Source organism: Paenibacillus sp. FW507-14B1B (assembly GCF_058781425.1).
The window spans coordinates 182701-195307 of record NZ_JBYSWS010000004.1 but is presented as its reverse complement, the minus strand read 5'-3'; the positions used below and the strand labels follow the sequence as shown (position 1 = coordinate 195307).

Below are 12607 nucleotides of genomic sequence, written 5' to 3'. Positions count from 1 at the left end.
CCCTATGTTTATCGCAAACTGATGATTTTGTTATCCCCTTATTCTTATTACGATGAAAGCGTACACATTAACACGTTGTGTAACGATTCAATCGTAAAGGAGAGGAGTCATTGCCTAATTCAATCGCTGAAGCGAAACAACCGTTTCAGGGAGAATCGCGGAGAAGGTCACGATTCATGAGGTCTTTTCACAAGCATAAGTACTATTACCTGCTGCTATTACCGGGAATTTTGTACTTCGTAATTTTCAGATACATTCCCATGGCAGGCATAGCGATTGCTTTTCAAGATTTCAAAATCGCCGGCGGCATGTTCTCCGGGCCCTGGACGGGTCTCAAGTGGTTTCGAATTCTATTCGAGGCCCCCGACTTCTGGGTTGCACTCAAGAACACCATCATCATCAGCTTTTATAAGCTTATATTCAACTTCCCGGCACCGATTATTCTAGCATTACTGCTGAATGAAGTGGTGAATAAGTTCTTCAAGCGAACTATTCAGACCATCATCTATTTCCCACACTTTGTTTCCTGGGTAGTACTAGGTGGGATCCTATTCTCCATATTTTCAACGGATACGGGGCTCCTTCAATTATTCGGTGTTCATACATCACCGATCATGGACCCGAGTTCGTTCCGTGGATTTCTGATTCTGACAGAGATGTGGAAAGAGGTTGGATGGGGAACGGTTATTTATCTGGCTGCAATTGCAGGTGTGAATCCGGAGCTCTATGAAGCTGCGCGAATCGATGGGGCCAATCGTTTTCAACTGGTCCGATTTATTACACTGCCTTGCATCTCCTCCACGATTATTGTTCTGCTCATCTTGCGGACTGGACAGATTTTGAGCGTTGGCTTTGATCAAATTTTCATATTATACAACCCACTTGTTTTTGAAGTAGCAGACGTACTGGATACGTACGTGTACCGTCTGGGCCTTACGATGGGCCGTTATTCCTTTGCGGCCGCAGCCGGCTTATTCCAATCGTTTGTTGGGTTGCTGCTGCTGTTATTTACGAACTGGCTTGTCCGGCGGATGGGCGAGCGCGGGCTATGGTAGGGGTGACAGATCATGAGAAATAATACGATGGGCAGCCGTTTATTTGACTGGGGCAACGCTATTTTCCTGATCCTATTTTGCTTAATCACGTTTTATCCTTTATGGCACGAAATATCTATTTCCTTCAGTTCTTCAGCTGGCGTATTAAAGGGTGGGCTATTTCTCGGACCAAGAGAATTTACACTTGGGGCTTACGAAAGTGTATTTAAGTCGAGCTTCATCTGGCTGGCTTACCGAAACAGTATTATTGTTGCTGTAGCTGGAACCTTTCTACATGTCCTGTTAACGGCAATGACAGCTTACCCGCTAAACCGCAGCAATCTACCCGGCGTGAAATTCATTACGTTCCTCATCATTTTCACAATGCTATTTGGCGGCGGTATGATTCCAACCTATTTGCTTGTGAAAAATCTAGGCATGATCAATTCATTATGGGCTTTGATTATACCTGGAATGATTTCAGCCTTTAATGTCATCGTAATGCAGAGCTTTATGCGAGGCATTCCTACTGAAATTGAAGAATCAGCTACCATTGATGGTGCCGGACCACTGCGTACTTTTTTTCAAATTATTCTTCCGCTATGCAAACCTGTTCTCGCCACGATTGCACTCTGGGAGTGCGTTGGTCTATGGAATAACTTCATGCAGGCGTTGATTTACTTGAATGATAAGTCGCAGTATACACTTCCGCTTCTTCTAAGAGAGATTATAGCCGGCCAGCAGCTTGTTGCTGAGACGGGGCAGATGACAGACTCCGCGACAGAATCAGTTATCGCTGCTGCCATCGTTGTCTCGATCATCCCTATTATGTGCACGTATCCTTTCTTGCAAAAATACTTCATCAAAGGCACAACGCTTGGCGCTGTTAAATCTTAAAATGAAAGTTACTTGATTGGACTATATAAGGGGGAAACAAGAATGAAAATATGGAACAAACGCTTGTCCACGTTGTGTCTGGCTAGTATGATTCTGGTCGCCGGCTGCGGCGGCGGTAAGCAAGGTGCGGAAACTCCTGCTCAGGATAATGGAGCTAAAACAGATAAAAAAATTACTTATGATATGTTTTTTAGTCTAGGAATTCCGGAATACCCGGAAGACGGCGGAGAAGCCAAAGCGAAAATTATACAAGGGATGGAGAAAGCGGGCATTACGAATGTCGATTTTAAGGTCTCGCTGATGGGGTCCGAGTATACAACAAAGCTGAATCTGCTTGCTTCTTCTGGCGAATTACCTGACTTCTTCGGTGTGGATACGACCACGCTTACTCAATTTATTGATCAGGGCCTCATCATGCCGCTCGATGATTTATTGAAGGATGCACCACATCTTATGAAAGTCATTCCGAAGGAACGCTGGGAAGGTGTTACATTCGACGGTAAGATCTATGCGATCCCAAGTGGTGTCCGAGAGGAGCCCTTCAACTCACCGAACACAAACGGTCTCTTAATTAGACAAGATTGGCTTGAGCAGACAGGCTTGAAGCAGCCAACTACGCTCGATGAACTACACGCTGTCCTTAACGCATTCGCGAATAATGATCCAGATCAAAACGGAAAAAAAGATACGTTTGGATTAGGCGGAAGTAAAACTTCCCAGTTTAATGTTGTCTTTGGAGCATTCGGCGTGAACCCCTACTTTTGGACAGAAAGAGACGGAAAGATTGTAAAAGGCTTCACCTTACCAGAGACCAAAGAAGCACTAGCCGTGCTTCAGCAATGGTATAAGGAAGGGTTAATTGATCCAGAGTTCCCTGTCATGGAGCCTAAACAATTCGAAACCCGTGTCACCAACTCTAAAGTGGGCGCATTCGAGTACGATGCCTTTTCCGTCGATCCGAAAGGAGCTACACTGCCTGAGGCACTGGTGAAAGCAACGCCTACGGCGAAGCTCATGATGGTTACACCTCCAAAAGGACCTGATGGCAAAATGGGTTACCCGGAAGTGAACCCTTATGCAGGCGGCGCTCTCAAATCAATCAGCGCAAAAACAGAACAACCTGAAAAGCTTATTCAAATGCTGGATTGGTCTGTCAGTGACGATGAGAATGGCGGCGTTAACCTGCTCACTTATGGAGAAGAAAACGTAGATTACACTTATGACAAAGAGAAAAACCTCATTGCCCAAACATCGACATACTCAGAACTTTATCAGAAGGGATTCTCCAACCCCGTTCGGTTCGTACAAGTGGTTGACCGCCGGTGGACGAATGATAATGTTCGTACTGCCCTAGAGACGGCCTCCAAGGATCTCATTAAGAACGAGTTGTGGAAAGCTGTACCTGCGCAGCTGGATTATCCAGATCTCGAAAATAAACTATGGCTAGAGTATTTCGTCAAGATCGTAACTGGAACATGGAGTGTTGATAAGTATGATGAATTCGTACAGAAGTATTATCAACAAGGAGGTCAAGAAATCGAGAAACAAGCAAACGACGAATGGAGCAAGACCAAATAAAAAAACTTAGACTTTATCCAGTTTGCCGAATAACACTTTCTTGGCAGCTCTTAAGATGGCCCCTTTTGGGGCCATTTTTTGCATCATGCTATAAGTTCTTGGCACCAAATGTATCTCCGCCCTTTATGGTTCCATTCTCAAACCCCTGATAGAACCAGCGCTTCCGCTGTTCGGAAGTTCCATGCGTGAAGCTCTCCGGAACGACGTATCCTCTAGCCTTTTTCTGTATCGTATCATCCCCTACTGCGCTGGCAGCTGTTAATGCTTCCTCTAAATCACCTTTCTCCAACAAGTTCTTGCCTTGGACATGATGAGCCCACACACCAGCCAAATAATCAGCCTGCAGCTCGAAGCGAACCTGATATTTGTTATACTCCTGTTCGCTCAGACTTTGACGATACTTCGCTAGCTTGTCTGATGTACCTAACAACGTCTGCACATGATGGCCCACCTCGTGAGCGATCACATAAGCCATGGCGAAATCACCGGGCGCCTGAAATTCCTGACGAAGTTCATCGTAGAAACTTAGATCAATATATAGCTTCCGGTCACCAGGGCAATAAAATGGCCCAACTGACGAGCCCGCTGTTCCGCATGCAGATTGTACACTTCCTGTATAGAGCACCAGCTTGGGCTTCTCATAGGTCAACCCTTCCTGCTTGAACATATCAGTCCATACATCCTCCGTATCTGCCAGAACAACCGAGACAAACTGAGATAGCTCTTTCTCTTCCGCCGTCTCGGTGTATGTTGCTCCCGTATCAGATCCCGAACCTACAAGACTACTCAGCAAATCTACAGGGTTGCCGCCACCGAGCAAAGTCACGACGAGCAAAATAACGATACCACCAATACCCCCGCCAACCAGTCCTGGCCCCTTGCGACCTCTTCGATCCTCGACATTAGAACTTCCTCTTCTTCCCTTCCACTGCATCCTTGTCTCCTCCTCGATATATTTCAAATGTTTATCTACGAAGTTAATAAGCACATCATTCCTAAGATGATATACCCTAAACCTATGAAAGTATCCCATGTGCTTACGGGTGCTGATTTTATGTAATTAAAAAAGCGACCTCTATAGGTCGCCAATTCCATTCCCGCGTGCTTCACACCAGAAACATCGCTACTACGGTTGTCACACTCAGACCGATCAATACTGGTTTTAAGTTTCGCCGTGCAAGTTCAAACGGGCTCACGCCACATATTGCTGCAGCCGGTATGAGTGCCCATGGAATGAGTGTTCCACCGCCGACCCAGATACCTGCCACTTGGCCAAGTGCAGTGAGTGTTGCAGCTCCGGAGTTCGACGCCATCGCAAATAGCTGTGCAATCGACCCTACTAGAGAAATACCAGAGAAGCCTGAACCATCAAGCCCTGTAATCGCTCCCGTGATGGTCAGTGTTACCGCACCTACAGCTCCATTCAGCGGCACACTGCTAGCTAGGGCTACTCCAAGATCGTTCACAATCCCATGCGATGCTTCCGGCAGCACCTTACCGAATAACTCCGCAAATGCCGAATCACCAAGGTAGAAGAAAGCGGCAATCGGAATGACAGGTCCGAACACCTTGAATCCAAACACAAATCCATCAATTAAATAGGAGGTGACCTTCTCAAGCCCTTGATTCCGATGTGCTAACAGGGTGACAGTGATAAGAATGAATACAGCGGTACCCCCGACAAGCGCTGTAGCATCTCCGCCCTGAAGCTTTAGGAAGAACATAGCAGCCACATCAGCAAGGAACAAGATCGGAATAACGATGGCGAGCCATTGCCTCACCCGAGGGTGTATCACCGCCTCCCCCTCCTCACCGTCACCGGCGGTTAAGGCACTAGCAGCATTTTTGCCTGATATGAGTCCATCTCTCCATTTACCATTCTTCATATCTCTACGCATAAACCAAAATGCGGCTATCGTTGTAACTAGACCCATCACAATAACAAGCGGTACACTCGCCTCCATAACACTGGAGACCGGAATGCCAGCAGCATCCGCTGTTAACTTCGGGGCACCTTGGATAATGTAGTCCCCAGATAAGGCGATCCCATGCCCGAACAGATTCATCGCTATAGCCGCTCCAAGCGCAGGCAGCCCTACACGTATGGCAACAGGCAACAGCACTGCTCCGATTAATGCTACAGCTGGGGATGGCCAGAAGAAAAAGGAAGTGACCATCATGATGATGCCTATTCCCCAAAATGCCATGGCTGGCGTACGTATAAAGCGCGTGAGTGGTGCTACCATCGTCTCATTAATCCCTGTACGGATCAGCACTCGACTCATGGCAACAATAATGGAGATAATCATAATCGTTCCCATCAGCTCTTTTGTTGCATAAATAAAGGAGTTAAATATACCGGATACTGAACCAGCCAGTGTCTCCGTCGCGAGTACCCCAAGAGCAAATATACCCGCCACACAGATCATCGTCGTATCCCGGCGCCGAATCAGCAGCGCCATAATAAACACGATAAACGCTAAATACACATAATGAATCGCCGTCAAATGAATACCCACCGCGATGCCACACCCTTCCGAAGCTTCCATAAAGTTGTGCTATATGCTATGCAAGGGCCTGGGCAAGTGTTCAAGGGTGTCCTATATAAACGATATAAAAAAAGAGTGCCCTTCCATCCTAAATGGACAGGAGCACTCTATTCGTTCAACGAACTCTAACTAAAGTCATTTGCTCTTCGGTGGCACCAAGCCTTCACTACTGCACGACGATGCACATGTCTTCGCGATAGAACAGCCGGCACACTTACCTTTTTTCGTCTTTCTAACATAAGAGAACAGTGTCCAGCCCGCATAACCGAAGATCAGTAAGCCAATGATGATGCTAGCCAGCATGCTCGTCACTTCCTTTCATACATTTATTGAAAGCCGAGAGCTCTTCCGACCGTAATAATCGCAAGTGAAATACCATAAGCAATAATTAGTGCATAAAGGATAGAGAACCACGTCCAACGAGCCGACATCGTCTCCTTGCGAATAACGCCAACCGTAGCCAAACAAGGCACATACAGCAGAATAAATGCCATGAAGGAATACGCCTCAAGGGCTGTAAACTGTCCAGCAAGCAGCCCCTGAAGGGCTGCTGTATCAGGTGCAGCATAAATGATGTGCATCGTGGATACCACGACCTCCTTGGCCAAAAATCCTGTGATTAACGCTGCTCCAGCCTGCCAAGTGCCGAATCCAAGTGGTGTCATCAGATAGCCGATCCATCCGCCGATCATAGCGAGGAAACTTTCGTCCATCGGTACGTCAAATCCGCCGGGACCAGCGTAACTGAGCAACCAAATGATGACCGAACCACCGAATATGAACGTTCCCGCTTTTCTTACAAAGCCTTTCCCCTTCTCCCAAGTACTGCGAGCAAGCGTCTTCCACTGTGGAATCCGGTAAGGCGGCAGCTCCACCACGAACATGGATTCCTGCTGCTTCAGAATAGTGGAGGAGAATAGCTTCGCAAGCAGAAGTGCAATAACAATCCCCATCACATACAAAGACAGAACTATTAGTGCTTGATTCGATTTGAAAAAGATTCCGACAAACAAGCTATATACCGAAAGTCGTGCCGAGCATGACATGAGCGGCGTCAAAATAATCGTAAGCAGGCGCTCCTTCGGCTGTTCAATCGTTCGAGCAGCCATTATCCCAGGTACATTACATCCGAAACCGATGATCATCGGAATGAATGCTTTACCGTTAAGACCCACTGATTCCATTAATCGATCCATGACAGAAGCAATCCTCGCCATATAGCCTGAATCCTCAATAAACGAAATGATGAAGAACAAGATGAATATCTGAGGCACAAATACAAGCACCCCACCCACACCTGCGAATATACCATCAAATATAATTGCCTTAATAAAGGAAGTCGCCCCTATTAGATTAAGGAGCCATTCCGTAACATTTCGCAGCGGGCCGTTAATAAACCCATCTACCAGATCAGATAGCGGACTGCCCAGCCATTCAAAAGTGAGCTTAAACGTCAAATACATGAATGCCAGAAAAATTGGAATACCAAGGAACTTGTCCGTCACAAGCCGATCAATCCGCTCCGACAGTCTGTTTCGTCCTTCCTTTGAACGCGTAAGACACTGTGACAAGATCTCCTGAATGTAATCGGTCCGCATTTTTCTAATATACTGAGGAAGTTGCTTAACCCCATAAGCTTGCTTAATTGCTTCTTCCTTAGCTTGATAGAATTGCTCCAGCCATTCAGAATCTATCACTTCTTCCAGTGCTTGACGCACGACACGATTCCCTTCAAGGAATTGAATGGCCATCCAGCGCGGGGAAACCATATGCTCCGGCATCTTGGAAGTCAGTTCTGCAGCCGCCTCCTCTATTCGCTCTCCATAAGGAATAAGGCACGGTTCACAGGTTAGCTCAGATACACCTGCTGTAATGGTATCCAGAAGCGCATCACAACCCTTACCGCTGCGTGCTACGACAGGAATGACTGGTGCCTTCAGCAGCTCAGCCAATCGCCCCACATGAAGCTCAAGACCATGAGCCTTGGCCACATCCATCATGTTCAATGCGATAACTACTGGCTTGCCATACTCAAGTAGCTGCAGTGTCAGATTTAGATTACGTTCAATTTGTGAGGCATCTACTACGTTCAGAATAGAATCAAAAGATTCATTCAATAAAAACCGAGAAGCAACCTCCTCATCCTTAGACAGTGGATTAAGAGAATAGAGCCCAGGCAAGTCGATAATCTCGCCTTTACCTTCTTTCAGGTATCCGACCTTCTTCTCAACGGTCACTCCTGCCCAGTTCCCTACATATTCATAGAAACCGGTCAAAATATTAAACAGCGAGCTTTTGCCGGTATTCGGATTACCCGCTAGTACAATGGTGCTCATACAGCCTCCACAACGATTTGTAGAGCTTCTTTACGGCGAATGGCTATCCATTGTCCATCAGCTTCAAGTGTAATCGGTCCGCCGAATGGCAGGCGTTTTTTCACACATACGAGGCAACCTTCCACGATGCCCAGATCGTTTAGACGCCTACACACAAGCTGATTACTGCAACCAAGATCTACAATTCGAACAGGCTCGCTTATATTCATATCGCTTAATTTCACGTTAAACACCTCAGTGAGAATAATTATCATCTACTTGGATTATATGATTATGATTCTCACTTGGCAATGATTTTATATTGTAATAATTACATATAAATAATGAGACTATTCTGCGAATGACTCTACAAAAAAAGGCACCCGTCCTTCATCCCTCGCAGGACAAAAAACAGGCGCCTCTATGATTTTACTATTCGACTAAATAAAGCTTAACCTTTGATCGCACCAACCATGATACCTTTTTCGAAGTACTTCGACACGACCGGATAGAAGACGAGTACCGGAACACTCGATACGACAACCACAGCATACTTGATGGACTGCTTGATCAAGTTAACTTCACCTTGGTTACTGTTCATGATGGCCTGGTTCGCAGCATCACCCATCTGATTCTGTACGAGAATTTCTCTTAAGATGAGCTGCAGTGGGAATAGATCACGATCCGATAGATAGATCATCGCATCGAAATAACCATTCCATCTACCAACACCATAGAACAGCATCATTACTGCGATAATTGGTGTGGAGAGCGGAAGAACAACCTTAAGCAACAACTGCATATCGGTTGCTCCATCAATAAATGCACTTTCCTCTAGCTCTGTCGGGATGTTCTGCTGGAAGTACGTCCGCATAATAATCATGTTATACACACTGACCGCACCTGGCAGTACCATAACCCACATGGAGTTAATAATACCTAAGCTTTGGTTGACCAAATAGGTAGGAATCAAACCACCAGAGAAGAACATGGTGAATGTGAACAAGATCGTAATGACATTACGGCCCCGAAAGTCTTTCCGAGACAAAGGATAGGCCGCAAGTGTAGTCATGATTACGTTAATAGCCGTTCCTAGCACGGTGTAGAGGACGGCATTCTTGAAGCCCATCCAAATATCCGGGTTCTCGAATACCCGCTTATATCCTTCTAATGTAAAGCCTTTTGGCCATAACAGAAGAGCACTATCAAATATTTGACGAGGATCACTTAGCGATGCAAACACGACAAATAATAGTGGGTACAGAATAACCAGCGTAATTATGGAAACCACTGTGATGTTGATCCAGTTGAATATTTTGTCTTGTTTAGTTAGATGATGCTGCATACTTGCCCCTCCTTACCACAGGCTTGTCTCACTGAATTTCTGAGCGAATTTATTCACGATGTACAGAACGATGAAGTTAATCAGATTGTTAAACAAACCTACTGCAGCGGAGAAGCTATACTCTGCATTCAAAATACCTGATTTATACATATATGTTGACAATACCTCAGATGTAGCAAGGTTTGCATCATTCTGCATTAACAATACTTTTTCGAATCCAACGGACATCACAGAACCTGTCGCTAAGATCGCACAGATCACGATCGTTGGCATGATTGCAGGAATCGTAATATGACGGATACACTGCATTCGAGTTGCACCTTCAAGATGAGCTGCTTCGTATTGGTCTTGTGGAATACCTGACATTGCAGCTGTATAGATCAATGTTCCCCAACCGATGGACTGCCAAATACCAGACCAAACGAATACGTGTGGGAACAGATCAGCGCTACCAACAAAATCAATTGGCGTACCGCCAAAATACTCAATTACTGAATTAATTACACCATCAACTGGAGATGTAAAGAATGTAATCATACCGACAATGATAACGATTGAAATAAAGTTCGGAATATAGGAAATCGTCTGCACGATACCTTTAAACTTTTTGTTACGAAGCTCATTAAACATAAGTGCTAAAATGATCGGAAGCGGAATTCCGACCAGGAGACTGTACAAGCTGATACGCAGGGTGTTAATGATAACATCCCAGAAATAGAAGGCATTAAAGAATCTTTCAAAATGGTCGAATCCTACCCACGGACTGCCCATAATACCGAATGCAGGTGAATAGTCTTTAAAAGAAATAATAACCCCATACATGGGGATATAGTTCCAGATAATCAAAGAGGCTAGTGGCAACAGCATCATGAAGTACAGCCATTTTTGCTTCATGATTGATTTACGCTTCGGTTTAAGAAGGTTTTTCTTTTGAAGTGAAGATTCCATATTGTTCCCCTCTCCTTAAATTTGGGGAGACTCTTCATGAGTCTCCCCTGCTAACATTTGTCTCTTAGCTCTCTTTGTAACGCTTGTATTGCGTTTGCTTATGTGTCAAATATTTATCGATGCCCATTTTCTTCAATTGAGCAATGTAGTTATCCCACTCTTTATCGATATCTTTCGTGCCTGTTACGAATTCAACACGCATCTGTCCAACATAGTTACTCACGTCAGCAATAATGGAGGAAGATTCATTCGCTTCTTCGATCGTTGCTGGCAAGTCAGGAAGCATTACGCTTGGCAATGTTTTCTCTGTCAGATCTTTATATACAGGCACTTCTTGCTTACCTGCAGCTGCTCTAACTTCTGGAGATAGCTCTACATAAGGGAAGTATCCGCCGTATACATTATCAACATACTGGAATGCGCCAAGACCAATACCGTCTTTATAGTTCAAGATCTCATCGATATAAACCATCTTGTCATCTACTTTGTTGTAAGTAACGCCTTCTTTACCAAGGTAACCGAATACGCTTCCTTCTTCACTGTAGAAGTAGTCAACCCATTTCAGAATAGCTGCTGGGTCTTTAGCATCCTTGGTAACAACAAGGCTGGATGCGCCCGCAACCTGGGAATCTGTCAGAGAAGCCATATCTCCTTCAGGACCTGCAAGAACGTTAATCGCTACGAAATCATCCTTCACACTTTCACCGATGTAGTCCGGAGCTGACCAGTTCCAAGCGCCAACCAAATCTTTCGACGCATCTGCCGTCCATTTGTCGTAATCAACACCACTGAAAGCTTGCTTGTTGATTGCACCGTTCTTGTATAGACGGTTCTCATATTTCAAAATTTCTTTGTATTCATCAGATGTAATAGTGAGCTGGATTTCATCGTTATCATCAACATAGATGAAGTTACCTACTGCCTTACGACCACCATTACCGATACCGAAGGAACCCATCATCATTTGTTCGAACGTCCAACCAATCGATCCACTTGGCATATAGTAACCTTGCTCGTCGTTTACACCGTTACCGTTCGGATCTTTTGTTACGAACGCCATCAATGCTTCTTCGAGTTCAGCCGTTGTCTTCGGAACTTCCATGCCTAGCTTGTCTAGCCACTTCTTGTTGATCCACAGACGAATTGTACGGTTACCTTCTGGATATGGATCCAGATAAGGTGTTGCGTAGATGTGACCATCTGCGCTCGTGATTCCTTTTCTTACATCCGGATTCTCATCTAAATATTTTTGCAAGTTCGGAGCATTGTCTTTAATCAGTTCTTCAAGCGGCAAGAACATACCTTGCTTACCGTATTTCAGCAATTCACCATTGCTCCAGTCTACTTGGTAGAAAGCATCCGGCAACTTACCTCTTGTCAGAATAATATTTTTCTTTTCGCCGATATCAGTGAGTTCTTCCCAGTTCACTTTCATTCCGGACATTTTCTCGTATTCTTTCCACATCCACAAATCTTTGGATGCAGGTCGAAGGTTGTTCCAGCTTGGTCTTAGGATAGAAATCTCATTTGAATTCGCATCAGAAGAACCATTGGATTCATTTGTTTTACCACCACAGGCTGTAACAAGTAGGGCAGATGCTAGCAACAGTGACATTACAGCTTTTCCTCTTTTAGAAGTGAACACTCAACAAACCCCCAATATTTGATATATCATATCAAAGCACAAGTTGATTATATGATATACTAACGGAGTTGTCTAGCGCTTACATTAATCTAAATAACAAACATGTAAGCGATTATCCTTGAAATATTTTGCGCATAAATATAGTATGAAATTAGGCTCTTTCTTGGGTTAAAGCGATAAATGTGACAGATATCACTAGAAAGTTGCGATATAAGGTTGCAATAGAGAAGCCATGTATATCAACGTTATTTAGCACATGCAGGATTTGAGTGCCATAAAAACTTAGCAAGCCAAAT

The 12607-nt window shown here is 44.8% G+C and carries 11 protein-coding genes; 3 read left to right on the top strand and 8 right to left on the bottom strand.

Going from position 1 to position 12607, the window contains the following annotated elements; all coding sequences use genetic code 11:
- Positions 1–110 precede the first annotated feature (110 nt).
- The 3 genes from AC3WJJ_RS19630 to AC3WJJ_RS19620 are packed head-to-tail and all read left to right on the top strand — an operon-like array spanning position 111 to position 3509.
- Positions 111–1055 (top strand): ABC transporter permease, encoded by a 945-nt coding sequence (locus tag AC3WJJ_RS19630; protein WP_492543371.1) that lies wholly within the window; start codon positions 111–113, stop codon positions 1053–1055.
- Between the two features lie 12 nt (positions 1056–1067).
- On the top strand, positions 1068–1931 hold the full coding sequence (locus AC3WJJ_RS19625) for a carbohydrate ABC transporter permease (RefSeq protein WP_422658804.1): 864 nt from the start codon (positions 1068–1070) through the stop codon (positions 1929–1931).
- Between the two features lie 42 nt (positions 1932–1973).
- On the top strand, positions 1974–3509 hold the full coding sequence (locus AC3WJJ_RS19620) for a type 2 periplasmic-binding domain-containing protein (RefSeq protein ID WP_492543370.1): 1536 nt from the start codon (positions 1974–1976) through the stop codon (positions 3507–3509).
- Between the two features lie 88 nt (positions 3510–3597).
- Here the strand turns inward: AC3WJJ_RS19620 and ypfJ are convergent, their stop codons facing one another.
- The 8 genes from ypfJ to AC3WJJ_RS19580 form a co-directional block, all read right to left on the bottom strand.
- Entirely contained in the window at positions 3598–4443 is an 846-nt protein-coding gene (ypfJ, locus tag AC3WJJ_RS19615) for a KPN_02809 family neutral zinc metallopeptidase (protein ID WP_492543369.1), read from the bottom strand.
- A 172-nt stretch (positions 4444–4615) separates the two neighbouring features.
- Positions 4616–6028, bottom strand: a complete 1413-nt coding sequence (locus tag AC3WJJ_RS19610; protein WP_492543611.1) for a hypothetical protein — start codon at positions 6026–6028, stop codon at positions 4616–4618.
- A 165-nt stretch (positions 6029–6193) separates the two neighbouring features.
- A complete protein-coding gene (locus AC3WJJ_RS19605; protein WP_492543368.1) occupies positions 6194–6361 on the bottom strand; it encodes a FeoB-associated Cys-rich membrane protein in 168 nt (55 codons plus the stop codon).
- A 23-nt stretch (positions 6362–6384) separates the two neighbouring features.
- Entirely contained in the window at positions 6385–8394 is a 2010-nt protein-coding gene (feoB, locus tag AC3WJJ_RS19600; protein ID WP_492543367.1) for a ferrous iron transport protein B, read from the bottom strand.
- Positions 8391–8618 carry a FeoA family protein gene (locus tag AC3WJJ_RS19595; RefSeq protein ID WP_492543366.1) on the bottom strand — a complete coding sequence of 76 codons (228 nt, stop codon included), beginning with the start codon at positions 8616–8618 and terminating at the stop codon, positions 8391–8393. The genes feoB and AC3WJJ_RS19595 overlap by 4 nt, the downstream gene beginning before the upstream one ends.
- Positions 8619–8824: 206 nt before the next feature.
- Complete coding sequence (locus AC3WJJ_RS19590) at positions 8825–9718, bottom strand: carbohydrate ABC transporter permease (RefSeq protein WP_492543365.1); 894 nt, start codon at positions 9716–9718, stop codon at positions 8825–8827.
- Between the two features lie 12 nt (positions 9719–9730).
- The gene (locus AC3WJJ_RS19585; RefSeq protein WP_492543364.1) at positions 9731–10666 is read right to left on the bottom strand and encodes an ABC transporter permease; all 936 of its coding nucleotides are present in this window, start codon (positions 10664–10666) and stop codon (positions 9731–9733) included.
- A gap of 64 nt (positions 10667–10730) precedes the next feature.
- Complete coding sequence (locus AC3WJJ_RS19580) at positions 10731–12281, bottom strand: extracellular solute-binding protein (RefSeq protein WP_492543363.1); 1551 nt, start codon at positions 12279–12281, stop codon at positions 10731–10733.
- Positions 12282–12607: the final 326 nt, after the last annotated feature.